General features: G+C 59.1%; 25 protein-coding genes. 8 read left to right on the top strand and 17 right to left on the bottom strand.

The features are described from left to right. Positions 1-3: 3 nt before the first annotated feature. From OH720_RS14315 to OH720_RS14240, 16 genes are all read right to left on the bottom strand, one after another. Positions 4-1,290 (bottom strand): OprD family porin, encoded by a 1,287-nt coding sequence (locus tag OH720_RS14315; protein WP_272606157.1) that lies wholly within the window; start codon positions 1,288-1,290, stop codon positions 4-6. Positions 1,291-1,344: 54 nt separating this feature from the next. Next, positions 1,345-2,661, bottom strand: coding sequence for an MFS transporter (locus OH720_RS14310; RefSeq protein ID WP_272606156.1), 1,317 nt, complete (start codon positions 2,659-2,661; stop codon positions 1,345-1,347). Positions 2,662-2,726: 65 nt separating this feature from the next. Then, complete coding sequence (locus tag OH720_RS14305) at positions 2,727-3,251, bottom strand: gamma carbonic anhydrase family protein (protein ID WP_008059817.1); 525 nt, start codon at positions 3,249-3,251, stop codon at positions 2,727-2,729. Positions 3,252-3,263: 12 nt separating this feature from the next. After that, positions 3,264-4,454 (bottom strand): CaiB/BaiF CoA transferase family protein, encoded by a 1,191-nt coding sequence (locus OH720_RS14300; protein ID WP_272606155.1) that lies wholly within the window; start codon positions 4,452-4,454, stop codon positions 3,264-3,266. A gap of 25 nt (positions 4,455-4,479) precedes the next feature. After that, complete coding sequence (locus OH720_RS14295) at positions 4,480-5,409, bottom strand: hydroxymethylglutaryl-CoA lyase (RefSeq protein WP_272606154.1); 930 nt, start codon at positions 5,407-5,409, stop codon at positions 4,480-4,482. A 106-nt stretch (positions 5,410-5,515) separates the two neighbouring features. Further along, a complete protein-coding gene (locus OH720_RS14290; RefSeq protein ID WP_272606452.1) occupies positions 5,516-6,427 on the bottom strand; it encodes a LysR family transcriptional regulator in 912 nt (303 codons plus the stop codon). A 399-nt stretch (positions 6,428-6,826) separates the two neighbouring features. Continuing rightward, positions 6,827-7,513, bottom strand: a complete 687-nt coding sequence (locus tag OH720_RS14285; RefSeq protein WP_272606153.1) for an arginine deiminase family protein — start codon at positions 7,511-7,513, stop codon at positions 6,827-6,829. Between the two features lie 179 nt (positions 7,514-7,692). Beyond that, complete coding sequence (gene ctlX / locus OH720_RS14280; protein ID WP_442967293.1) at positions 7,693-8,640, bottom strand: citrulline utilization hydrolase CtlX; 948 nt, start codon at positions 8,638-8,640, stop codon at positions 7,693-7,695. A gap of 119 nt (positions 8,641-8,759) precedes the next feature. Then, positions 8,760-10,193 carry an OprD family outer membrane porin gene (locus tag OH720_RS14275; protein ID WP_272606152.1) on the bottom strand — a complete coding sequence of 478 codons (1,434 nt, stop codon included), beginning with the start codon at positions 10,191-10,193 and terminating at the stop codon, positions 8,760-8,762. A gap of 157 nt (positions 10,194-10,350) precedes the next feature. Next, entirely contained in the window at positions 10,351-11,469 is a 1,119-nt protein-coding gene (locus tag OH720_RS14270; RefSeq protein WP_272606151.1) for an ornithine cyclodeaminase, read from the bottom strand. Between the two features lie 383 nt (positions 11,470-11,852). Beyond that, positions 11,853-12,617, bottom strand: coding sequence for an ABC transporter ATP-binding protein (locus OH720_RS14265; protein WP_272606150.1), 765 nt, complete (start codon positions 12,615-12,617; stop codon positions 11,853-11,855). A gap of 16 nt (positions 12,618-12,633) precedes the next feature. Next, complete coding sequence (locus OH720_RS14260; protein ID WP_272606149.1) at positions 12,634-13,344, bottom strand: ABC transporter permease; 711 nt, start codon at positions 13,342-13,344, stop codon at positions 12,634-12,636. Continuing rightward, entirely contained in the window at positions 13,341-14,069 is a 729-nt protein-coding gene (locus tag OH720_RS14255) for an ABC transporter permease (protein ID WP_272606148.1), read from the bottom strand. Before OH720_RS14255 ends, OH720_RS14260 begins: the two co-directional genes overlap by 4 nt. 106 nt (positions 14,070-14,175) lie before the next feature. After that, entirely contained in the window at positions 14,176-14,364 is a 189-nt protein-coding gene (locus OH720_RS14250) for a hypothetical protein (RefSeq protein ID WP_272606147.1), read from the bottom strand. 348 nt (positions 14,365-14,712) lie between these two features. Next, a complete protein-coding gene (locus OH720_RS14245; protein ID WP_272606146.1) occupies positions 14,713-15,492 on the bottom strand; it encodes an ABC transporter substrate-binding protein in 780 nt (259 codons plus the stop codon). Between the two features lie 51 nt (positions 15,493-15,543). Next, a complete protein-coding gene (locus OH720_RS14240) occupies positions 15,544-16,722 on the bottom strand; it encodes a M20 aminoacylase family protein (RefSeq protein WP_272606145.1) in 1,179 nt (392 codons plus the stop codon). 131 nt (positions 16,723-16,853) lie between these two features. On the opposite strand from OH720_RS14240, the gene OH720_RS14235 reads away from it, so the two are divergent. Further along, positions 16,854-17,807 carry a LysR family transcriptional regulator gene (locus OH720_RS14235; RefSeq protein ID WP_272606144.1) on the top strand — a complete coding sequence of 318 codons (954 nt, stop codon included), beginning with the start codon at positions 16,854-16,856 and terminating at the stop codon, positions 17,805-17,807. 149 nt (positions 17,808-17,956) lie between these two features. Here OH720_RS14235 and OH720_RS14230 read toward each other — a convergent pair whose 3' ends face one another. Beyond that, on the bottom strand, positions 17,957-18,835 hold the full coding sequence (locus tag OH720_RS14230) for a LysR family transcriptional regulator (RefSeq protein ID WP_272606143.1): 879 nt from the start codon (positions 18,833-18,835) through the stop codon (positions 17,957-17,959). A 145-nt stretch (positions 18,836-18,980) separates the two neighbouring features. On the opposite strand from OH720_RS14230, the gene OH720_RS14225 reads away from it, so the two are divergent. The 7 genes from OH720_RS14225 to OH720_RS14195 all read left to right on the top strand — a co-directional run bounded on the left by OH720_RS14225 (position 18,981) and on the right by OH720_RS14195 (position 23,203). Continuing rightward, positions 18,981-19,718 (top strand): AzlC family ABC transporter permease, encoded by a 738-nt coding sequence (locus OH720_RS14225; protein WP_272606142.1) that lies wholly within the window; start codon positions 18,981-18,983, stop codon positions 19,716-19,718. Beyond that, a complete protein-coding gene (locus OH720_RS14220) occupies positions 19,715-20,041 on the top strand; it encodes an AzlD domain-containing protein (RefSeq protein WP_272606141.1) in 327 nt (108 codons plus the stop codon). Before OH720_RS14225 ends, OH720_RS14220 begins: the two co-directional genes overlap by 4 nt. A 102-nt stretch (positions 20,042-20,143) precedes the next feature. Beyond that, a complete protein-coding gene (locus OH720_RS14215) occupies positions 20,144-20,671 on the top strand; it encodes a Csu type fimbrial protein (RefSeq protein WP_272606140.1) in 528 nt (175 codons plus the stop codon). Between the two features lie 107 nt (positions 20,672-20,778). After that, the gene (locus tag OH720_RS14210; protein WP_272606139.1) at positions 20,779-21,309 is read left to right on the top strand and encodes a Csu type fimbrial protein; all 531 of its coding nucleotides are present in this window, start codon (positions 20,779-20,781) and stop codon (positions 21,307-21,309) included. 19 nt (positions 21,310-21,328) lie between these two features. Continuing rightward, positions 21,329-21,865 (top strand): Csu type fimbrial protein, encoded by a 537-nt coding sequence (locus tag OH720_RS14205; RefSeq protein ID WP_272606138.1) that lies wholly within the window; start codon positions 21,329-21,331, stop codon positions 21,863-21,865. A 4-nt stretch (positions 21,866-21,869) separates the two neighbouring features. Continuing rightward, on the top strand, positions 21,870-22,370 hold the full coding sequence (locus tag OH720_RS14200; RefSeq protein ID WP_272606137.1) for a Csu type fimbrial protein: 501 nt from the start codon (positions 21,870-21,872) through the stop codon (positions 22,368-22,370). Between the two features lie 44 nt (positions 22,371-22,414). After that, positions 22,415-23,203 (top strand): fimbrial biogenesis chaperone, encoded by a 789-nt coding sequence (locus OH720_RS14195; RefSeq protein WP_272606136.1) that lies wholly within the window; start codon positions 22,415-22,417, stop codon positions 23,201-23,203. Positions 23,204-23,283: the final 80 nt, after the last annotated feature.

Raw genomic sequence — 23,283 nt, 5'->3', positions numbered from 1 at the left:
CGACTAAAACGCCAACGTGTAGCCCACGATGATGCGGTTTTCGTCCGCCGCATCCGCGAAATTGGAGCGCATCGTTGCGTTGCGCCAGCGCAGCGAAACATTCCTCAAAGGTCCTGACTGGACGATATAGCTGAGGTCGGTCGTGCGCTCCCATTCTTCACCCTCGCCGCCTGCGGCATTCAAGGCGCGGCCTTTGACGCTGCTGATACGCTGCGGATCGACCTGGTCACCCTTCACGTAACGTAAATTGAATGTCAGCCCTGGCAAACCCACGGCCGCAAAGTCGTAGTCATAGCGCATCATCCAGGCGCGCTCATTGGCCAGCGCAAAGGTGCTGATTTGTTGCTCGCTGAACAGGTAGGTGTCCGTTCCGCCGACGTAAGCGTAAGCCGTATCGCCACTGACCTTCTGGTAACCGCCGCTGAACGTGTGCCCTTGGATCGAATAGCCGACGTTGGTGCTCAAGGTCCTGTTATCGACTTTGCCAAGTAACTCACGCCCTGCTTCTCGCGTAGAGAAATAGCGCCATTCGGTGAACGCTTCGCCCGGCCCCATCCCGGTCTTGTATTTGAACCCGACGAAGTTGCGCTGAAACAGGTCTTCAAGCTGACTTGTGTGAACACTCAGCGTCAGGTTTTTCAGCGGCTGGTAATCGACCCCCGCGTAGTACAACCGGTCACTGGTCACCGTTGCCGAATAAGCCCCCTGCTGCGCCATCGCCGTCAGGTCTTCGAAATCCGTGGAGTCACGCAGCTTGGTGGCGTCGACCTCAAGCAGCGTGAAGGTAAACCTGTCCAGGTCCTTGCTGACCAACTGGGCGCCGTTGAACCACTGTGGAAACAGCCGACTGTAGTTCGACGCCAACAACGGCAGTTGTGGGCTGAGACCGCCCACGCGCACTTCTGTCTCGGACAACCGGGCCTTGAAGGCGCCGACGGCCTTTGAATAGTCATCCACGGCACGCTTGTCCGAACCCCGAGGCAACAAACCGGTACCGGAGCGATCCGGGCTGGAATCGAGCTTGATCCCCAGCATGCCCACGGCGTCCAGGCCAAAACCCACGGGGCCGGGTGTGAAACCGGACTGTAGCTTCAACATGAAACCCTGGGCCCATTCGGCGCGTCGGGACTGGGTGGCGGAATCACCGTGGAAATCACGATCAAAATAGAAGTTACGCAGTTCCAGGCTGCCCTTTGCATCGTCGACGAAACCTGCGTAAACCGCCGAATGCGAAGCGCAGCAAAGCGTCGCGAGCATCAGCGATGCCCGCTGGGTGTTGAATGAGGTCATGTTGGCGCCTGTCTTATTGTTGTTATCAGCAGTGAAGGATGCCGGGCAATCCGGTCAGACCTTGGGATTCCTGACGTAGCGCATCACCACAAAACAGGCAATCAGGATCATCGGTGCGATGGACAACATGCCCATGTAGCTGGTCCCGCTGACGTCGTTGATCTTGCCCACCATCACCGGCGCGACCATCCCACTGAGCTGGCCGATGGAGTTGATGGCCGCCGTCCCGCTGGCGATCGCCAGCCCCGAGAAGGTCGATTGCGGTATCGTCCAGAAAATCGGGATCGCGATGAAGGTGCCTGCCGTGGCCAGTACCAGCGCCGCCATCATGGCCCAGGATGAATCGGAGAACAGGCAGGCCAGCAGGTACCCCAGGGCGGCCAGCATCAGGCACATCACCAGGTATTTCTTGCGCTCGCCGGTGCGGTCCGAGAGCCGGGTCAGCCAGATCATGCCGATGCACGCCACGATGTAGGGCAGCGATGACAACATGCCGACCCAGAACACGCTGTGTACGCCGGACGATTTGATCAGGTGCGGCATCCAGAAATTCAGGCCGTAGGAAGCGGTCTTGATCACGAAGTAGATCAACGCCATGATCGCCACTTCCCGCGTCAGCAACACCCGCCACAATGAGCCCAGCACCGGTTTCTGGTTCTTCTTGTCATGCTCCAGGTTCGCCGCCAGCAGGTCCTTCTCGCCCCGGCTCAGCCACTTGGCCGATTCGATGTCCCGATCGAGCTTCCACAGCACCAACAGACCCAGCACCACACAGGGCAAACCGGACATCAGGAACAGCCAGTGCCAACCGGCAAGGCCAAGTACACCGTCCATCGTACCCAACAGAATCCCGGCCGCCGGGCCGCCCAGTGCACCCGCGAGCGGTACCGACAGGAACCACAGGCCGTTCATCTTCGCCAGGTGCTTTTTCGGGAACCAGCACGCGAGGTAGAACAGGATCGCCGGGCCAAAACCGGCTTCCATCACACCGATCAAAAAACGCAAGAAGTAGAGCGTGTATTGGGTGTAGGCGAACATCATCGCCGCTGTGGCCAGGCCCCAGGAGACCATGATCCGGCAGATCCAGGCCGGCGCGCCGTAGCGTTTCAGGCCCAGGCTGCTCGGCACTTCAAACAGTACGTAGCCAATGAAAAACATACTCGCCGCCAGGCCATAGGCCGCGTCGGTCAAGCCCAGTTCCTGCTGCATCTGGGTTTTGGCGAAACTGATGTTGATCCGGTCAAAATAGGAAAACAGAAAGCAGATGATGGCCAGCGGCATGATGCGCCAGGCCACTCGCCGATAGAGCAGAAGCTCGTTGATCGTTTCTTCGCTGCGCGCAACCGAGATTGCACCAGTCATGGCAACCATGATGTTTCTCCATTGTTGTAATTATTGGAGAGAGGCACGTCCTCAAGGACGTTGCTCAAAGGGGTTTAGCGGATTCGTACCAGTTTGTCTTTGTAAACCTGACCCTTGGTCACGTAGTCCCGGGCGTTACGGTGCATGCCGGCGATGGCTTCAGGCGTGAGCTCGCGCACGACCTTGGCCGGCGCGCCCAGAATCAACGAGTTGTCCGGGAACACCTTGCCCTCGGTGACAATCGCTCCGGCGCCCACCAGGCAGTTCCTGCCGATGACCGCCCCGTTGAGCACGACCGCTTGAATCCCGATCAGCGCACCATCGCCGATGGTGCAACCATGCAACATGGCCTGGTGACCGATGGTGACCCCCTCGCCTACCGTCAGCGCAAATCCGGGGTCGGCGTGCAGCACTGCACCTTCCTGCACATTGCTGTGTTGGCCGATGCGAATCGGTTCGTTGTCCCCGCGCAGCACGGCTTGGGGCCAGACGCTGACGCCCTGTTCGAGGGTGACATTGCCGATGACGGTGGCATCCTCGGCGACGAAGGTTTCAGCGTGAATGGCAGGAATGAGCGTGTCGAATTGATAGATAGCCATGGCAGATTCCCCTCAGGCCGCAACGTCGGTTTTCAGGACGCCCGCCGCACACAGTTCGGCAATGTGTTCATCGCTGTAACCCAGCTCGCGCATGACCTTGTGGGTGTGTTCGCCGATGCGCGGAATCGATCGGCGCGCCTGCAGGCGTTCGCCATCCAGGGACAATGGCAGCAAGGGCATGGCGGTAAACGTTCCGTCTTCCAGCTCAAGATTGGCCAGGCCGCCGCTTTGCAGCAGATGCGGATCTTCGAACAACTCCTCCGGACGACGGATCGGCGCAAACGGAATGCTGTTGGCCTCGAGTTCCACAGCCAGTGCCTGGGCATCCATGGTGGCAAAGACTTCAGCCAGGTGAGCCAGCAATCGTGGCCGCTGCAGGACACGATCGTTGTTGGTGGAAAGGCTTTGGTCGTCGAGCAATGCGGTCTGGCCCAGCACCTGGCACAAGGCGTTCCACTGCCCTTCGCCGGTGGCCGCCACGAACATCTGCTCACCGTTGGCGAATTCGAACACGTCGTAGATGGCCCAGGCACTGATGCGGTTCGGCATCGGCGCAGCCGCCTGGCCGGTCACGGCGTACTGCTGCATATGTTGCGCCGCGAGCAATACACAGTTTTCGTAAAGCGCGCTTTGCACCTCGCGGCCAACGCCGCTGACGTTGCGATCATTAAGCGCGGCAAGCACGCCGATGGCCCCGAACATGCCGCCCATGATGTCGTTCACCGAGCTGCCGGCACGCAAAGGCCGGCCGACCGGGCCGGTCATGTAGGCCAGGCCGGCCATCATCTGCACCACTTCATCGAGGGCCAGGCGGTTGTCGTACGGGCCGTTGAGGAAGCCTTTGTGCGAGGCATAGATGATGCGCGGGTTACGCTCGCGAATCGCTGCGTAACCAAAGCCCAGTTCCTGCATGCGACCGGGTTTGAAGTTCTCGATGAACACGTCAGCCGTGTCGATGAGCTCCAGCACGGCTTCACGGCCTTGCGCGGTATTGACGTCGATGGCGATGCATTGCTTGTTGCGGTTGAAGGTGCGGAAAAAGCCGGCACCGGCGCCCAGCAAACGGCGTGTGCCATCGCCACGGGTCGGTTCGATCTTGATCACCTCGGCACCGAGGTCACCGAGGATCATCCCGCAGGTTGGCCCCATGACCATGTGAGAAATTTCGACGACACGAATGCCGTCCAAGGGAAGTCTGGACATTGTTGTTCTCCTCGATCGGACAGGCTTAGGTGCGACTGGCAGCGAGCGCGTAATTAAGTGGCAGGCCGGCGCGGGCGATGCAGCCGTAGAGGGTCTCGCCTGGCAACGCCTCACGCAGCACATCCCGTGAGGCGATCAGCGAGGCCAGGTCGATGCCGGTGTCGTAGCCCATGCTCTGCAGCATGAACACCAGGTCTTCGGTGACGGTGTTGCCGGACGCCCCCGGCGCGAACGGGCAACCGCCCAACCCGGCCAGTGACGAATCGAGCTCGGTAATCCCTTGCTGCACGGCCACCAGGCTGTTGGCCAGTGCCAGGCCTCGGGTGTCATGAAAATGCGCGGCCCTGAGTTTGTCGCCCGCGATGGCCCGCACGGCCTGCAAGGTCGTCGCCACCTGGCCGGGATTGGCGTAGCCCGTGGTGTCGCCGAGCGAAACCAGATCACAACCGGCCTCAAGCACGTGACCGGTCAACTCGCAGAGGTCGCTCAATGGCACATCACCCTGGCGGGTGCAGCCGAAGGCCACCGACATTCCGGCAATCACCTGCACGTTGTGCAAGCCCAACTCGGTGCGCAGCTGGCACATCCGCCCCAGCTCCTCGACCATCTCCAGCGGCGTGCGACGCACGTTGGCCAGGCTATGGGCCGGGCTGACAGAAACAGGCGCAATGATGCGGTGGGCACCGGACTCAAGCGCATCGCGGCAGCCGCGCAGGTTGGGTGCCAGTACGGTGACGACCAGGTCCGGGTAGCTCAGGGCATGCGCCACGACCTCCTTGGCATCGGCCATCTGTGGCAGCAGTTTGGCGGGGACGAAGGAGGCGACCTCCATATGACGCACGCCCGCCGCATAAGCGGCATCGATCCATTGGCGCTTGGCGGTGGTGGGCATGATGGCTTGAAGGCTTTGCAAACCATCGCGCATACCGACTTCGTTGATTGTTATTGTTGTCATCAAAAGGCTCTCACGGTCTGAAGCGTGGTTTCAGATTAGAGAGCCATCGGTACAGCGAAAAGACGTGATTTACGGGCTGTTCCATCGTCAACCACGATGGATACGTTCAAGGTCGTGCTTGAAGCGCTGGAGCGCGCAACATCAGATGGTCCAGCAGCCTTCGCGCCGACAGCGATAGCGCATCCCGATCACGTACGCAGATCACGAACTCACCCAACGCCCACTCATCGGTCAGCGCAATGATGCTCAGGTCAAACAAGCGGGCGTATCGCGCAACCGCTTCCAGCGGAAACACCGCCAGCCCCAGACCGAACTGCGCCAGGCGGAACGCGGCATCGAACGACGACACATAGGAGCGAAAACGCAGCTCCTGGCCGTGTTGCGCGGCTTCTTCGCGCATGAAGTTGTTGAGCGTGGCGAACGCGGACAATCCCAGGTGATCGAAGGCCAGCGTCTCGGCGAACGCGATGCTGGAGCGACCCGCCAAAGGATGGTTGGCACCCACCACGACCGCCAGATGGTCTTGCCGATACGGCAGAAACTCCAGGTCCCCCACGGCCATCGAACGTCGACAAATGCCCAGGTCGGCATTGCCCTCAACCACCCCTCGCACCACATCAGGACTGAAACGCTCCTCGATGTCGACCTGGATCCTGGGATGCTCCAGCATGAAATCCGACAGTTCCTCCGGCAGGAACTCCATGATCGACGAGACGTTGGCCAATACCCGGACATGCCCACGGGCGCCTTCGGCGTACTCGCTGAGTTCGCTGTCCAGCCGCTCCATCGCCCGCGTCAACGACCGCGCGTGCCGCAGCAGCGCCACACCCGCCGGTGTCGGTTCAACCCCGCGTTTGCTGCGCTTGAGCAACGGCGTACCGAAGCGCGCCTCGATATCGGAAATCCGCTTGCTGACCGCCGACGGCGCGATAAACGCCCGCTCGCTGGCGCGTGCGATGGTGCCCTCATCGCAGACCAGGATGAACAGGCGCAAGGAAAAGTGATCCAGGTGTTGCATCATGCCCTGCCCTCAACTCGTCGCCTGGCACGGTCCAGGCGTTGCTCTTTCGATTTGCGTGAGGTTTTCGCAGATGCTCGGGATATGTGCAAGGGTTGCCTTGTGAGCCTGATCGGCAAGCCACTCGGAAATGTCCACGAAACCATGGGCGATTCATCTTCAACCTGCCCCTGGTGCAGGAATGTTACTGAAACGAGCTTACTGCTTGCCTCTTAGCGCAGCAGCAAGGTGAGGGTTAGATATCGAGGATGTGCCTTGCCCTGTTCCAACTCCAGGAAGCCGTCGACGGCAGGCTTGGTCAAAAGCTCAGGCGGTTCCAACTACTGACCGCCGCTCCTTCTGATCCGTCGACGGCAAACACTAACGCCCACACAGGACGATGAGTTGCATTGGAACAGTCTACTTGCCGTCCCGATACCAGCGCAGTGACATGCAGGACAGTCCAGCGTCGATTTTCTCGATTTCGGCGGTCCTGAGTGGCACGACCCTATAGCCCTCTTTGTCGAGAATTTCGATCGTGCGCGGGTAGTTGGCACCTACCATGACGACGTCGTTCACACGCAACACATTCGCCGCACCCTCTTCGCCTTCCGGAACGATGATCTGCCTAAAGCCTTCAAACACGCCGGTCTCGGCTAAACGGGCCGTGGAAATCACAGTTTCTTCGTCAACGAGTGAGGAAGCCGTCTTGAAATGCAGCACACCTTCCGGAGTCGCAACGATTTTGGCCTTTGCGCCGAGTTTGTCGATGCAAGAAACGAGCGCTTCGGCCCCAACCTTATCGGTCCGTGCGGACAGGCCAATCAAGACGCATTTCGGCGTGTACATCACATCCCCGCCGTCGGCATGCCCTGGGACAGGTAGTTCGAGCACGTTATTGAACATGTCGCGCAAGGCTCCCGCAATCTCCACGGTCTCATCGACCCGGCTTGCAGTGCCAGGACGGAGCAGAATGGCACCCTCGGTGAAAACGAGCGCCGTGTCTTCGACAAAGATGGAGTCCGGGAACGCCTCAAGAGGCGCAAGGATGGTCACATCGACACCTGCATTGCGCATGGCAGCAATATAGGCGTCGTGCTCGGCCATGACGCCCTCATACGTCGGACCACCCCTATCGTCGGCCCGCAGGCCGTTGACGACAGAGGTGGAGGGTTTACGAACGATTGCGGAGTTGAACCGATAGACTGATCTAGTTTGCGTCATCTGAATGCACCTATGTCCCTGTGAAGTTTGTTTATGCCGACCTACTCGGCCGTGATAGACGTTCATGCAGTCAGCGGCATACGCCGTGACAAGTGAATTCCCGCAAGCATGCACCGCACGGATCCACCCGCGAGCTCGATGGTCGAAACATCGAATGGCAGCAATTGCACAGACTGCTCAATTGCCGATATCTGCTCCAACTGCAGTGCCGCATGCGCCCGTGCCGATAGCGCAAGGATTCGACCGTTCCTGCCCTTCAGCTCGATGGCGTTGCCGGCGAAGTTTGCGATTTGCTCGGTCGAAAGCTCTACGACCTGACGACCAGTCTCCTCCAGTCTCGCAACGATTTCCTGTCGCCGTCCGGCGTCAGGGATCGACTGCGCCCCCAACAAGACGAAGTCGGTTCCGATGCACATAAGTACATTGGTGTGGTAAATCGGCTTGCCGTTATGATCGAAAGCATCAAAAATCATCGGTTCGAAATTGAAATGCGTGCAGAACCGTTCGAGCGCAACGTCGTTCGCTCGGTTGGACCGTACTGCGTAGGCGACGCGGGCAACGTGATCGAGCACCATCGCACCGGTCCCTTCGAGAAATACCTTGTCTTTCTCGAGACCTGAATAGTCGATAACGTCCTGAACCCGATACTCACTCTTGAGCATCTCGATGACATCACCGCGGCGTTCGCGTTGCCGGTTCTCCGAGTACATCGGGTAGATCGCGACATGCCCGCCTGAATGGGTCGAAAACCAGTTGTTCGGAAACACGGAGTCGGGTGTCGAGGTCGACTCGTCCTCGTAGAGATGGACTGTGATCCCGGCATCGCCAAGACCCTGCGCCATCTGCGTGACTTCCTGATACGCCTTGGCGGCCAGAACATCAGGCGTGTGCTTTTCGTCGCGCGACTGGAACGCATTGTCCGCTGCGGTCATTTGGTTCGGAGTGAAGTGATGAGGGCGGATCATCACTACGGCGCTCGGTGCCTGTACGGATAGTCTGCTCATCTTCATGCGCCGCTCTGTTGCTTATCCAATAGGGGAAGCATTTTCATCAAGAACCCTCTGCGTTGAGTTAAAGGACAAACGCCCAACGGCCGATTCGTCACTGAATCAACCTTTGGGCAGGTGCATTACAGAATATTGAACGGAATGGTGGTCACGAGACGGAACTCGTTGACGCTGCCATCTCCCTGGTTTTCACTGGCGCGGTGAGCGGTGTAGTTCGCGCGGACAGTGGTAGCCTTGAGTGGGCCGCTCTGCACGGCATAGGTCGCGCCGATGCCGTATTCGTCGTGGGTTTCGCCGTCCTGGGCCTGGATGCCGTCGTAACCCTTGCCTGCCACGCCGCCGTTGCCGGTGTAGTGGGTGCCGTCAATGCCCCAACCGCGAGCCTGGTAGATGATGAACTTCAGGCCCGGTACGCCGTATTCGGCCATGTTCAGGCCGTAGGCAACCTGGAACGATTTTTCGTTCGGGCCGTTGAAGTCCGACAGCAGGGAGTTGGCCAGGTAGATGCCGTTGGTTTCGTGCAGGTAGTCGAAGTACTCGTTACCGTTAATTTCCTGGTACGAGAAGGTCAGGGTGTGCGCCTGGTGGGTCAGGCCGAACGACAGGGAGTAGGCCTGGTTGTCGATGTCGCCGATCAGGGCCTTACCGGTTTCCGTGGTTTTGTAGTAGTTCAGGCCCGTGGTCAGGCTCAGTACCTGGCTATCGCCCAGTACGTGGGAGGCGCCGAAGTAGTACTGGTTCCAGATGTCTTCAGCCTGGGTCGCCCAGAGGCTGGTGGTCAGGCTGGCGAGCGGGTTGTAGGTGATACCGCCGGTGTAGACGTGGTCGGTTTCGACGATGCCGTTGGCGTATTCGGTGCGGAACCTACGCACGCTTTCTTCGGTTCGCGGTGAGTTGCGGTCGAAAGTGCCCAGGTCGAATGCCAGGTTGTTCAACTCTTCGCTGTGAACCGCGACCCCTTGGAAGCTCGAAGGCAGTGCACGGGTACCGATCACATCCACTTGCGGGCTGCTGAAGTTCATGCGGCCGGCAGTCAGGGTGGTGTTGGAGAAGCGCGCCTTGACGTTAGCCAGCCCCAGCTTGCTCCACTGACCCTGCGCATCACCACCCTCTTTGGTCAGGGTACGGTTGTTGCCCGCGCCTGGACGAGTGCCCGGTGCGCCACCGTTGTTGGACGCCAGGTCCTTGCGATCCCGTTCCAGCGCGACTGCGTTGTAGGCCGCTACTTCGGTGCTCAAGCCTACGGCGCCTTCAGTGAAGCCGGAGTTGTATTTGATGATGGTGCCTTGAACCCAGTTGATACGACGATCAGTGGAGGTGGGTACACCGTCTTTGCGGTAAATGAATTTGTTGCCGCGATGCAGTTGTTCGTTGGCGTACCAGTTACGTGTGGTGCCGGAGATCGATTGGCCTTCGACGAAGCCGGTGGCGTCGGCTTGTGCACTTTTGGTATTGACCATAACCGGTGTGAGCGCCTGGCTTTGGGTCTCGGCGTAAGCCGTGGCGGTGATACTGCTGATAGCCATGGCCATTAACGCACCGCTGCTGAGTTTCATGGGTAAAGCTCCTTACTTTCTTGTTGTATGCCAAATCGGCTATTGGGTTTAGAACTCATACAAAGCATCGCAATCGTTTGCTGTGCGCCTGATTGGCGAATTACGGCAATACGCTAGCGTGAGGGCACATTGCGCCCCCTGTGGTCTGGCTAATGGGTTACTGGTCGATACTGACTTGCGAGGACACGTTGTGGCCGAAGGGGCTGACTTTGAACCCTTCAACGTTGGCGCTTGCCGGCTTGGCGGCGCGCAGGATCATGCCGAAAAGATCGCGGGGCTCATCGGGATCAGCTAGAAGATCGAGTTCTTCAAAAAGTCCGGTCTCCTCGAGTCGGTCGCGGACGTATCGCATGGCCGAGAAATCCTCGATTGCGAAACCGACAGAATCGAATAGCGTGATCTGGTGCTCGGCGGTACGGCCGTATGCCTTGCCGGCGATCACCTGCCACAGTTCGACAACCGGATGGTCCGAGTCGAGTTGCTGGATCTCGCCCTCGATACGTGTCTGGGGTGTGTATTCCACGAAGATATCGGACCGAAGCAGGATGTCGCGATGCAGCTCTGTCTTGCCGGGGCAGTCGCCGCCAATTGCATTAATGTGGATGCCGGGACCGACCATGTTATCGGTGAGAATCGTCGCGTACTGCTTGTCCGCGGTCACGGTTGTCACGATGTTGGCCCCCTCGACCGCTTGTTCCGTGGAAGCGCAGGCCGTGATGTTGAAGCCCAAGCCTTCGAGGTTTTTCTTACAGCGGGCCGTGGCGGATGGATCAATGTCATAGATGCGCAGACGATCGATGCCGAGGATCTCCTTGAAGGCGATTGCCTGGAACTCCGACTGTGCACCATTGCCGATCATGGCCATGGTACGCGCGCCCTTGGGGGCCAGATATTTGGCAGCGACGGCAGACATGACCGCGGTGCGCAGCGCAGTGAGAATAGTCATCTCAGTCAGTAGCACCGGATAGCCACTGCCGACATCAGCGAGCACGCCAAAGGCGGTTACGGTCTGTCTGCCGAAGCGCGTGTTTTGGGGATGGCCGTTGACATATTTAAAGCCGTAGGTCTCACCATCACTGGTTGGCATCAACTCAATAACACCGTCAGTGCTGTGGGAGGCGACGCGCGGTGTTTTGTCAAAAGACTCCCAGCGCCGGAAATCTTCTTCGATGTAAGTGGCGAGTTCTTTGACGAAACGCTCCACCCCGATCTCGAGCACTAGCTTCATCATGTGGTCGACGCTGACGAAGGGGATGACATTGAGCTTTGCTTGCATAGGTTCGGTAACTCCCTGCTGAAAGGTTTGGCCAATGTGTTGCATCGACCGGTTGAATGCACAACTAAAAGCAGTCATTCGCTAAAGCACATCAAACTCCCCTAAGGCAATCCGGCTGAGTGCCACGCCCCCAACTTATGTCTTTGGCTATATCAACTAACACTCATACGCGGGGCATCGGCTAAGGTTGGCTCTGTGGGGGCAGACATGCTGCTTTCCGTTTCTTGATCCAACCCATCGACATGTCCGTAAAGGTGACCGCGCAATCACGCTTGAAAGTGATAGCGGGACGCCAACGCTGGCGAAATGCCCCGCACTGTTTTGCCAGGTACCCAGACTTTTTGCCGTATTGAGTAACTTACTCATCGCTCGATGGTTGGGACTTACTTCAAGTTGCCACTGAGAAATTGCTGCAGGCGTTCGCTTTTGGGGTTGCCTAATACGTCTTGGGGCGCACCCTGTTCTTCGACCCGTCCCTGGTGCAGGAACAGCACCTGGTTCGACACTTTGCGCGCAAAGCTCATTTCGTGGGTCACCATGATCATGGTGCGGCCTTCTTCGGCCAGGCCCTGGATCACCTTGAGTACTTCGCCCACCAGTTCCGGGTCCAGGGCCGAAGTCGGCTCGTCAAACAGCATGATCTCCGGCTCCATGCTCAGGGCACGGGCAATGGCGACCCGTTGCTGCTGCCCACCCGAGAGAAACGCCGGGTATTGATCGGCAACCCGTGCCGACAAACCGACCTTGTCCAGGTAGCGCCGGGCGCGATCCTCTGCGTCCTTCTTGCTCACGCCCAGCACCCGGCGTGGGGCCATGGTGATGTTGTCGAGCACGGTCATGTGGCTCCACAGGTTGAAGTGCTGGAACACCATCGCCAGCCGCGTGCGGATGCGTTGCAGTTCACTGGCGTCGGCCACGCGCATGCCGTGGTGGTCATGGACCATTTTAATCGGCTGGTTGTCCAGGCTCATGGCGCCGTCGTTTGGCGTTTCCAGGAAGTTGATGCAACGCAGAAAGGTGCTCTTGCCCGAACCACTGGCGCCAATCAGGCTGATCACATCACCGGTCTTGGCGTTTAGCGAAACGCCCTTGAGGACTTCATGGTTGCCGTAACTTTTGTGCAGGTTTTCAACGGTCAGTTTGTACATGAACAAGCATCCTGAATTAGTGAGCCGGGCCGAGGAAGGACAACCAACGGCGTTCAGCCAGGCGGAACAGGCCGACCAGGGAGAAGGTGACTGCCAGGTAGATCAATGCGGCGATGCCGAACGACTGGAAGGTCAGGAAGGTCGCAGAGTTGGCGTCTCGCGCGACTTTCAGAATATCCGGGATGGTCGCGGTGAAGGCCACGGTGGTCGCGTGCAACATCAGGATCACTTCGTTGCTGTAGTTCGGCAGCGAGCGGCGCAGGGCTGAAGGCATGATCACGTAGGCGTAAAGCTTCCAGCCAGTCAGGCCATAGGCCTTGGCCGCTTCGACCTCACCGTGGGCCATGCTGCGGATCGCCCCGGCGAAGATTTCCGTGGTGTAGGCGCAGGTGCTCAGGGCGAACGCCAGGATGGTGCAATTCATCGCATCGCGAAAGAACGCGTCGAGCATGGGCTGAGCACGGACTGCGGCCAGGCTGTAGATGCCGGTGTAACAAATGAGCAGCTGGATATACAGCGGCGTGCCACGGAACAGATAGGTGTAGAACTGCACCGGCCAGCGCACCCAGACTTTGCTCGAGACCCGGGCAATCGACAGCGGGATCGACATCACGAAGCCGAAGAAGAGCGAGGCACTGAGCAGCCAGAGGGTCATGGCCAGGCCGGTGATGTGATTGCCGTCGCGAAAAAGCAAAGGCTGCCAGTATTGCTGTAGAAGTTCGATCATCTCACGGCCTCCCGGGTGCCTGCGGCGTAGAAGATTTGCAGTCGATGCAAGACGTAGTTCGAAACGGTGGTAATCACCAGATAGAACAAGGCGGCCAGCATCAGGAAAAAGAACAACTGATAGGAGCTTTTACCCGCGTCCTGAGCCACCTTGATCAGATCGGCCAGGCCGATGATCGACACCAGCGCCGTGGCCTTGAGGATTACCATCCAGTTATTGCCGATGCCCGGCAGGGCGAAGCGCATCATCTGCGGGAACACCACAAAGCGAAAACGCTGGGCACGAGTCAGGCCGTAAGCAGTGGCTGCTTCCATCTGCCCGCGCGGTACGGCGAGGATGGCGCCGCGGAAGGTTTCGGTGAAATACGCCCCGTAGATGAAGCCCAGGGTGATGACCCCGGCACTGAAGGGGTTGATCTCGATATAGTCCCAACCCAGGGCTTCCGTCAGGCTGGTCAGCCAGGTTTGCAGGGTGTAGAAAATCAGCAGCATCAGCACCAGATCCGGCACCCCGCGGATCAGCGTGGTGTAGGCCTGTGCCGGAATGCGCAGCAGGGCAAATTTTGAAAGTTTGGCGCTGGCGCCGATCAGACCCAGGCCAACACTCACCAGCAAGCACAGGAAGGATAATTGAATCGTCATCCACGAGCCTTGCAGCAACAGCGGGCCAAAGCCCTTAAGACTGAAGCCTGACAGCCCCAGAATCTGCAATAAGTTTTCTAGCATTATGCAGCCCCTCATCGATCAAGAAGACGCCCAATCGGGATGGGCGCAATCTCTGTGTTTCCCAGGATTTCGTGGCCCCCTGAAAAGGGGCTTCGGTCAGAGTGACTCAGCCCCCATCACCGTTGGCAGGGTTGCTGAAACCATCCTTGAAGTCGCGATTGATGTACTGCAGGCGACTCAGGATTGAGAGCGTGCTGTCGTCAACGAAACCCTTGCCGCCGTCCTGGGATGCGGCCATCGCCATTGATAAGGTGCTTGCGGCAACAAACAGGGCAATAATGTTCCACTTGATCATACACATCGTGTCTTGCTCTTTTTTTATTATTAAGGCACCGCCACCCCATCAGTTTTACTTGGGGCGGCTATTTAATTGTTAAATGCGACTTTATCCACTTGCCCTCCTTGGCATACAACTAATAACACACCATCCAGCGCTCAACATTACAGCGGCTAGAAACCACCAAAGCCAACGATCAAGAACCATTTGCGTGGATGCGCCACGCACTGAAACATGCCGCTGACTTCAGCGGGTGAAATCCATAGTCTAAAACAAGCAATACATAATCGGTTTCAAACTACACATCAGTGATACCACTGCAATATATACTCCACTTCCTGGACGTTTTGATTCATCGAACCAGGATCACTTGCCGTAGATATCAAAATTGAAATATTTACTCGCCAGTTTGTCGTACTCACCCGACGCGCGAATGCTTGCAATGGCTGTATTGAGCTTCTCTCGAAGCGGATCGTCCCCTTTTCTGATTCCGATCGCGACACCGTCATCGGTCAAGCGCTTATCGGTAAGGGGCTCACCGGCAAAAGAAAAGCCTTTGCCCTGAGGCTTTTGCAAAAAGCCAAGATCACCTTGTACCGCCGGTTGAAAAGCTGCGTCCAAGCGGCCGTTGATCAGATCGATGTATATTTGATCCTGGCTTTGATAGGAAAGAATGTTGACATCGTGAGGACTCCATACTGACTTCGCAAATGTCTCTTGAGCCGAACCTTGCATAACCCCCACGGTTTTGCCTTTCAAGGACTCGGCGGTCGGTAGCAGATTTGAATGTTCTTTGGCGATAAGGGCCGATGGGCCGTTGTACAGTCGATGACTGAAGTCCACTTGTTTACGTCGCACCTCAGTGGCACTGAACGCCGATAAGATTGCGTCAAACTTCTTGGCCTTCAACGCAGGAATCATGCCGTCGAAAGGCTGCTCGACCCAAACGCAACGGACCTTGAGCTCGGCACAAATTGCATTACCCAGGTCGATGTCAAAACCACTCAGGGAGCCATCAGGTTGTTTGACTTCAAATGGCGGATAACTCGGGTCCACACCAAACCTGATTTCAGTATCGGCCTGAGCACTGGCCGCAATGCTGAGACCCAGTAATGCTGATGCAAAAAGAGTGTTGAGTCGGAACATAATCACCTCGTTATTAGATTTGGATTATCGGCAATAAGTGAGCTTCGCGGCTCAAGGATTCAACGGTAAAAATCTCTCGGTCAGTTTGACCCAGTACGTTGCTGCCAACGGCAGGCACTCATCATTGAAGTCATAACCGGGGTTATGCACCATGCAGCCGCCCTCGCCCTCGCCATTACCAATAATCAGGTAACTGCCCGGGCACTTCTCCAACAGGAAGGCAAAATCCTCACTGCCGGTCAGCGGCACCATATTCTCGATCAGACCCTCCTCCCCCAGCCATTCGAGCGCCACCTCCCGTGCCAGTGCGGTCTCCTCGACATGGTTGATCAGCACCGGATAGCAGCGGGTGTACTCAACATCGGCGGTCGCTCCGAAGCTCTTGGCCTGATACTGCGCCAACTCGGTAATACGGCTTTGCAGCAGATCCCGCACCTGCGCGTTGTGCGCTCGTACCGACAGGTGCATTTCGGCGCTATCGGGAATGACATTGCTCGCCTTACCCGCATGGATAGCACCCACCGTGATAATGGCTGTGTCGAGCGGATGGACGTTACGCGACACCACGCTTTGCAGCGCCATCACTATCGAAGCACTCACCACCACGGGATCGACTGCCTTGTGCGGCATCGCACCATGGCCACCCAAGGCGCGAACGCGAATGATGACGTCGTCGGCCGAAGCCATGTAAGGACCGGCCAGAAAGCCGAATTTGCCCACTGGATGGCCAGGCATATTGTGTAACGCGAACACCGCGTCGCATGGAAACAGTTCAAACAGACCGTCTTTGAGCATTTCATTCGCGCCGCCACCATTTTCCTCGGCAGGCTGGAAAATCATGTGCAGCGTGCCCTTGAACGGTTTGTACTCAGCCAGGTATTTCGCCGCAGCAAGCAACGAGGCGGTATGACCGTCGTGGCCACAAGCATGCATTTTGCCTTCGAGCTTGCTCGCATAGGCGAGGCCGGTTGCCTCTTGAATGGGCAGCGCGTCCATATCGGCCCGCAGGCCCAGGGCACGCCCCTCGCCATTGTGAAGGGTGCCGACCACGCCGGTGCCACCCAGTCCGCGATGCACGGCATAGCCCCAGCGCTGCAGGCAATCAGCGATCAGGTCACTGGTCACGAACTCCTCGAAACTGAGTTCCGGATGCGTGTGAATGCGGTGACGCAACTCAATCATCTCATCCTGAATATCGCGGATACCGGCTAATACGGCGTCGTGCTGCATAATGGGGTTCCTGGTCGGTGGAGGGGGGATTGGTTCCAAGCATAAGCAGGCATCTGCGACCCAGGGAGACCCAAATTGGTTACACTGGCAACCATTGGTTGCCCCCCTTACCATTATTTTGAGCAGTATCCATGAAAGTTCATTACCTGCAGGCCTTGGTTGCCGTAGCCGATACCGGCAGCATCCGTGCGGCGGCACGCCTGTTGGATCTATCCCATGCGGCCGTGACCAAGTCGTTGCGTGAGCTGGAAGCAATGGCCCAACTACCGCTGGTAATGCGAACCGCTCGAGGGATCGACTTCACCGAGACCGGCCGGATACTTCTGGAGCATGCGCGGTTGGTCGTCGGCCAGATCGAACGGGCCAATACGCAACTTGCGGAGTTGCGCGGCGAAATAACGGGTCGGCTGTCCATTGCGGTCACGCCGTGGATCATGCTGACCTTTCTGACCAAGGCGGTGCAGCACTTTCGTGAACGCATGCCCGGCGTGCAGTTGGAAATATTCGAGGGCTTGAGCGCTGTGGCACTGCCGCGCCTGCGCGAAGGCACACTCGATTTTGCCGTTGGAACGTTAACGCCGACCATGTCGCTACAAGAGTTCGACAGCACGCCGTTGATAACCTATGAAATGAGCGTCATCGCTCATCGCGACCACCCCTGCGCCAACGCGACGTCCCTGCATCAATTGCTGGATCAAGATTGGGTGGTCAATTACACACAGGCCGACTATGGCGCTTTCATGCAGGAGCTGTTCTGGCAACATGGCGCGCAGATTGACCGAGCGCGTTTGCACTGCGCCCACTCTACCTCACTGCTATTCGAAATGATGCGCCATGGGGGCATGCTCGCCCATTGCCCAAGCGTGATGATGGCCACCGAATCGATGCAGGGCTGGGTAACTGCGTTACCGTTGCAAGAGCGTTTCGATAGCAGCCAACTGGGCGTCATCACCCGTCGAAACGCCGTGCTTAGTAAGGCGGCGCAATGCTTCAAGGACTGCTTGCTAATGGAGATCAAGCGGCGCGCCCGGTCGGCGGCGGTGGCGGATCGGGCATTGTTTGATGTGCTGACGTTGTTGTTTTGATGGAGACCAACACTGGCCCTGTGTGAACGCCTGACCTGCTGCCAAGGCAACCCCGGTACTAAGACCGGTATGGGTCGGTTGCAGCTGAGCGGCCTGGTCGAGGCGCTGATCTATTTCTAAGCCCCTGGCAGCCGGGTTTCGCGGTGCCTTCATGCCAACTGCATCAACGCATCCTCCACCGCTGCCACCAAACGGTTGCTCCTGGCCCCTGGAAGCTTCCAGGAAGCGATGACCATGCCCAGTGGAACCGGTTGATCTAACGGTGCAACCAGTTCACCACTGTCCAGATAGCGCTGGACGAGGCTGCGCCGACCAATGAGCACGCCCGCTGCCAACAAGGCTTGCTGCACGGCGATGGAGTACAGGGAAAAACCGGGACCGCGGGCAACGAATTTCTGAGTCGGCATAATCGAGCGGGTCCATACCTCCCAGTCGCTCCATACCACATCCGCGATACAGCGCACGTTGGCCAGATCGCCAGGATCCTTGATCCCGGCAGCCAGGGCAGGCACACAAACCGGCAATAGCTCTTCGACGGCAAGCATGCGCTGCCCGCGCTCGAGCTGCTCGGTGTAGAACAGGCACAGGTCGAACGGGCTGCGTTTGAGGTTGGGCGGCTCGTCGACGGCGGTGACCGAAATTTCGATGGGTGCCAGCATTTCGGTAAGGCGTGGCAGCCGTGGTCCGATCCACAATTGCGCCAGCGCAGGGGACGTGACGATATGTACCCGCTGCGGCGCGGACAATTGCCGAAGGGTTCGGGCGGCGTCTTCGACCGCATCGAATGCCTCGATGAATTGTGCCTTTATGCTCTCGCCCAGTGCCGTCAGCCTGACGCCCTTCGCGTGTCGCTCGAACAAGGCGGCGCCATATTCATTTTCCAGCGCCTTGACCTGGGCCGCGATTGCGCCCGGGGTTACCTTCAACTCGCTTGCCGCCCGGGCGAAACCGCCAAGGCGAGCGGAGGCCTCGAAGGCGCGCAGTGCATTGAGTTGCAGGGTGTGCCTGATGGGTGAGTCGAGAAACATATGGCGAGCCTCATTTTTTCTAGGCCTAATATTTCAGAAATCTGCCGTTGTTCCCAGTGGGCGCGCGCATTATTTTGGTCAGGCAACCGCTCTGATACGGCTCTCTGCGCGCAACGATCAGGCTGATCACTTTCAAGGAACTCAAATGAACTATCGAAGTGGGACGCAGGCCTTCCTGCACGGTGCTCAGACCGCCTCCCCGCTCACCACCGGGGTCATTCCCTTTGGCTTGATCGCTGGCGTCAGCGCCGCCGGGATGGGGATGTCACTCACTACCACCATGGGCATGACGCTGCTTTTCTATTCCGGGTCGGCGCAGATTGCCGTACTTCAGCTGCTGCAAAATGGCGCCCTGCCAGTGACCATGGTGGTCACCGCACTGGTGATCAATCTTCGCTTCCTGATGTACAGCGCATCGTTGGCGCCGCACCTGCACCACTTGCCCCGGCGCAAGACCTGGCCGATGTCCTACCTGCTCGCCGACCAGGTGTTTGCTTTGTTCAGCCTGAGATCGGCCTGTGGCGACCTGGGGCGATACGCTTTTCACTACTACACCGGGGCGGCGATCACGATGTGGCTCGGCTGGACGCTTGCGGTGCTGACGGGGGTCATCCTGGGCGCACGCATCCCCGAAGCGTGGTCGTTGGGCTTTGCGATTCCGCTGTCATTCCTGGTGCTGCTGATCCCCAGTATCCGCAATGCTGCAACGCTGTGTGCCGCCGTGGCGGGAGGTGCGCTGGCGGTGCTGGCAGTCGACTTACCCTACAACCTGAGCATGCTGACGGCCTCCCTTGGCGGCGTCATCGTCGGTCTGACCGTGGAGCACCTGCGAAAAGACCAGGACACCGCGCAAGGCAATGACGCCGAACAGGAGGCATCATGAGTGAACTATCCCAGTGGGGCCTGTTCCTGCTGATCGGCGCCGGCACTTTCGCTATTCGTCTGTCGTTCATCGAGTTTTATGGAAGCCTGCGCATTCCACCGCTACTGCGCCGTGCCTTGCTGTACGTGCCCGCGAGCGTGTTGGCGGCGCTGGTGGTGCCGGCGGTGGTGTTGCCGGATCGACACGCGGCGTTCGACTGGAGCAATCCGCAAATTCCCGCAGCAATACTCGCAGGCCTGGTGGCCTGGCGAACAAAAAGCACCTTGCTGACGCTGGCGGTTGGCATGGGCGCATTGTGGGCACTGAAATATTGGGGCGTTTAAAAAACAGCGGTTAATGGATCCAATTTCCGTTCGATCACTGGCGATTTTCCCGAGCATTGCTACCCTCAGTCCTACAAGACATCCCTCACAAGGAGTGGGGCCGTGGATGGACGTGTGGTATTGGCAGTCTTGGGCGTAGGGCTCAGTGCAACCGTGTCGGGCGCCGAACTCCAGGTGCAGGTGCGGGTCGATGTGCAACGTGGCTGCCAACTGGTCGGGCAACAACGCAGCGCGGGTGTCGAGCAATTGGGCGTGCTGGACTTCGGCAGCAGCGCGCGCCTGGACGATCCCGCCGGGCCCCTCGGGGCGGCCCTGATGAACGAGCGCCTGCCAAGGCTCGAATGCAATCCCGATACCCCTTATCAATTACGTGTCGATGGCGGCCTGCACGGTGGCGTCGGCGACGTTCGCTACATGGCCGGTAGCGCCGAACACAGCATACCCATCCCCTATCGACTCTATCAGGACCCGGCGCGGCGTATTCCGCTGGCGGTGGATGTGCCTGTGAGCGGTCGCGTGCCGGATACCGGCTCGGTGGATCTGCCGTTGTACGCCCGCATCGAACCCCTGGCACAGATACCCAGGGTCAGCCGCTACTCGGATCTGGTGAAGGTGACGCTCACCTGGTAATCCCATGAGCAGTCGACAACCCAGGCGCAGTCCGGGTTGTACAGGGAAGGAGGCGTTCACGAATGAACGACCGTTTTTTTAATCCTGAGGGAATCGGGATTGGTGTCATGACCAGGTTCTGGAAGATTTACACCGTGGGCGCGCTGATGCTGCTGGCCGGTGTCGCACAAGCGGCCGTCAGCGGGCAGATTCAGGCGCGGCTAACCCTTATCGCCGGTTGCGAAGTGACTAACGGCGGCAATTCCGACGGCCCGGCCGGCGACTTCGGCACCCTGGATTTCGGCCAGCAAGGTCCAACGTGGAGCACCCCGATCAAGGCCAGCATCAGTGACGAAGCCAGCGGCAAATTGAACGTGGCCTGCAACCCCTCGGTCACCGGCTTCACCGTCACCATCGATGGCGGCACCCATGGCGACGGCACCACCCGGCGCCTGAGCAACGGCCGCCAGACCATCGCTTATCAATTGTTCCTCGATGCTTCCGGCAACCGCAGCTACAGCATCGGCCAACAACACAATTTCGCTGTCACCAGCGGGGCGCAGATACCGATTCCGGTATTCGGCTCAGTGGTGGCCAATACCCGCGCGTTACCCGCCGGTGTCTATTCCGACACCCTGACGGTAACGCTCGACTGGTAACCCGTAGAGGACGGACACCATGCGTACGTTTGCATCAAGGATAGGTTTGTCATTGCTTGGCCTGACGCTGGCGTCCGGCGCCCAGGCTGCCACCACGGTCACCGGCCAGATCACCTCCAGCCTGATCCTGATCAGCAGTTGCCAGGTCAATGGGGGCGGTGGTGACACCAATCTGAACTTCGGTGCCCTGAACTTCGGCACCGCCAACAGCCTGTTCACCACGGCCACCGGGCAAGTGCTGGGCGGAGGCGGCGGCGCGCTGTCGATTCTTTGCTCGGCTGGCACCACGCCAACGGTCAAGGTGCGCGCCGGGGCCCACGATGGACTATCGCCGGGCGGGACCCGGGCGTTGTACGACGGTGTCGCCAACTATGTGCCGTACGACCTGTACACCGATGCCGGGCACTCGCAGCTCCTGGCGATTGACGGGGTGATCAACCTCGCCGCCAGCACCGGCGTGGCGCAGACCGTGAATATCTACGGTCAGGCGGTGGGCAAGGCCGGTTTGCCGGCGGGCACTTACACCGACACGATTTCCGTCGAACTGACGTTCTAGCGCCATGAGTCGGCATGGCTGTGCGGCGCTGCTCCTGCTGGGTGCGGGTGTCCTGCCGTTGCCGCTCACGGCGGCGACCAGCCAGAGCTTCCAGGTCAGCGCCACGGTGACGGCCGGCTGCCTGGTGGTCGGTGGGGTTTCCAATTACGGCAGCCTGAATTTCGGCAGCCGCTCGGCGCTGGCCAGCGGCACGGTGCAAGTCGCACTGACCGGGGGCGTGCAGCTGCAATGCACGCCGGGCGTGACCCTGAATATGAGCATCGATGGCGGACAGTACAACAGCGGTGGGCGACACATGCAGCTGTCCACCGGCAGCAACCGGGTGGCGTATCAACTGTTTCGCGACGCGGCCTACAGCCAGTCCCTGGGGATCGGGCAAAGCGTGGCGGTGGCGTATGGCGATGCGAACAACATCAGCCTGCCGATTTACGGCCAGGTGCAGTTACCGGGCAATCAACCCGGGGGGACGTACAGCGATGTGCTGCAAGTGCAGCTGTCGTGGTGACGGGGCGAACCGATAAGGCCGGACGGACTAAAAGGAGCAGGCACATGTATTCACCTTCAGGGCGATGGTTGGTCGTCGGTCATACGCTGTTGGCACTGCTGTGGTTGGGGGCATCCAGGGTGCAGGCGGCCAGTTCGGTGCTGATCTGGCCGATCGATCCGGTGCTGGAGGCAGATCAACAGGCCAGTGCCTTGTGGCTGGAAAATCGCGGCAGCGAGACCGCCAACCTGCAGATCCGCGTGTTCGCCTGGAGCCAGAGCGGCTTCAGCGATCAATACCAGAACCAGCGTGATGTGATCGGCAGCCCTCCGGTGGCGAAGATCGAACCGGGCCAGAAACAACTGGTGCGCCTGACCCGCACCCGGGAAGTCCCGCCGGGCCAGGAGCTGGCCTACCGCATCATCATCGATGAAATTCCCTCGGCGAAACCACCGGAGGCGGACGACGGCAAGACCGCGGCGGCGATTCGTTTCCAGATGCGTTATTCGGTGCCGTTGTTCGCCTATGGCGCGGGCCTGTGGAGCAAGGAAGACACCACCCGCCAGCGCGACCCGAAAGGCATCGGCCTGCCGGATTTGAGCTGGCGCACGGTGGCCGTGGACGGTCGTCCGTATGTCGAGGTGCGCAACCAGGGTGCGGTGCATGCGCGCCTGACCGATGTGGCGCTCAAGCACGGCAGCCAGACCCGGCCGCTGGTGGACGGATTGCTGGGGTATGTGTTGCCCGGCGCGATCATGCGCTGGCCCGCGCCCGGCCCGGTAGCTGGCGACCCGGCGTTGCAGGTGCGAGTCAATGGCGCGCCGCAGGTGCAGAGTATTGCGCCGGCACGGTGACCGGCTTTTGATGCTGTTGTGGGAGCCTTTTGCCTGCTGTTGAATTGCAGGTGGAGTAAAGGAGATAAAGTCCATTGACG

This window comes from Pseudomonas sp. WJP1 (genome assembly GCF_028471945.1).
Lineage (GTDB): Bacteria > Pseudomonadota > Gammaproteobacteria > Pseudomonadales > Pseudomonadaceae > Aquipseudomonas.
The sequence above is the reverse complement of the archived record's forward strand: the minus strand, read 5'-3'. Positions and strand labels throughout refer to the sequence as shown.

Excerpts from the sequence above, each read along its gene's own strand:
- OH720_RS14315 (WP_272606157.1), bottom strand. The coding sequence starts at position 1,290 with ATGACCTCATTCAACACCCAGCGGGCATCGCTGATGCTCGCGACGCTT.
- OH720_RS14310 (WP_272606156.1), bottom strand. The coding sequence starts at position 2,661 with ATGGTTGCCATGACTGGTGCAATCTCGGTTGCGCGCAGCGAAGAAACG.
- OH720_RS14305 (WP_008059817.1), bottom strand. The coding sequence starts at position 3,251 with ATGGCTATCTATCAATTCGACACGCTCATTCCTGCCATTCACGCTGAA.
- OH720_RS14300 (WP_272606155.1), bottom strand. The coding sequence starts at position 4,454 with ATGTCCAGACTTCCCTTGGACGGCATTCGTGTCGTCGAAATTTCTCAC.
- OH720_RS14295 (WP_272606154.1), bottom strand. The coding sequence starts at position 5,409 with ATGACAACAATAACAATCAACGAAGTCGGTATGCGCGATGGTTTGCAA.
- OH720_RS14290 (WP_272606452.1), bottom strand. The coding sequence starts at position 6,427 with ATGCAACACCTGGATCACTTTTCCTTGCGCCTGTTCATCCTGGTCTGC.
- OH720_RS14285 (WP_272606153.1), bottom strand. The coding sequence starts at position 7,513 with ATGGCCGAGCACGACGCCTATATTGCTGCCATGCGCAATGCAGGTGTC.
- ctlX (WP_442967293.1), bottom strand. The coding sequence starts at position 8,640 with ATGAAGATGAGCAGACTATCCGTACAGGCACCGAGCGCCGTAGTGATG.
- OH720_RS14275 (WP_272606152.1), bottom strand. The coding sequence starts at position 10,193 with ATGAAACTCAGCAGCGGTGCGTTAATGGCCATGGCTATCAGCAGTATC.
- OH720_RS14270 (WP_272606151.1), bottom strand. The coding sequence starts at position 11,469 with ATGCAAGCAAAGCTCAATGTCATCCCCTTCGTCAGCGTCGACCACATG.
- OH720_RS14265 (WP_272606150.1), bottom strand. The coding sequence starts at position 12,617 with ATGTACAAACTGACCGTTGAAAACCTGCACAAAAGTTACGGCAACCAT.
- OH720_RS14260 (WP_272606149.1), bottom strand. The coding sequence starts at position 13,344 with ATGATCGAACTTCTACAGCAATACTGGCAGCCTTTGCTTTTTCGCGAC.
- OH720_RS14255 (WP_272606148.1), bottom strand. The coding sequence starts at position 14,069 with ATGCTAGAAAACTTATTGCAGATTCTGGGGCTGTCAGGCTTCAGTCTT.
- OH720_RS14250 (WP_272606147.1), bottom strand. The coding sequence starts at position 14,364 with ATGATCAAGTGGAACATTATTGCCCTGTTTGTTGCCGCAAGCACCTTA.
- OH720_RS14245 (WP_272606146.1), bottom strand. The coding sequence starts at position 15,492 with ATGTTCCGACTCAACACTCTTTTTGCATCAGCATTACTGGGTCTCAGC.
- OH720_RS14240 (WP_272606145.1), bottom strand. The coding sequence starts at position 16,722 with ATGCAGCACGACGCCGTATTAGCCGGTATCCGCGATATTCAGGATGAG.
- OH720_RS14235 (WP_272606144.1), top strand. The coding sequence starts at position 16,854 with ATGAAAGTTCATTACCTGCAGGCCTTGGTTGCCGTAGCCGATACCGGC.
- OH720_RS14230 (WP_272606143.1), bottom strand. The coding sequence starts at position 18,835 with ATGTTTCTCGACTCACCCATCAGGCACACCCTGCAACTCAATGCACTG.
- OH720_RS14225 (WP_272606142.1), top strand. The coding sequence starts at position 18,981 with ATGAACTATCGAAGTGGGACGCAGGCCTTCCTGCACGGTGCTCAGACC.
- OH720_RS14220 (WP_272606141.1), top strand. The coding sequence starts at position 19,715 with ATGAGTGAACTATCCCAGTGGGGCCTGTTCCTGCTGATCGGCGCCGGC.
- OH720_RS14210 (WP_272606139.1), top strand. The coding sequence starts at position 20,779 with ATGACCAGGTTCTGGAAGATTTACACCGTGGGCGCGCTGATGCTGCTG.
- OH720_RS14205 (WP_272606138.1), top strand. The coding sequence starts at position 21,329 with ATGCGTACGTTTGCATCAAGGATAGGTTTGTCATTGCTTGGCCTGACG.
- OH720_RS14200 (WP_272606137.1), top strand. The coding sequence starts at position 21,870 with ATGAGTCGGCATGGCTGTGCGGCGCTGCTCCTGCTGGGTGCGGGTGTC.
- OH720_RS14195 (WP_272606136.1), top strand. The coding sequence starts at position 22,415 with ATGTATTCACCTTCAGGGCGATGGTTGGTCGTCGGTCATACGCTGTTG.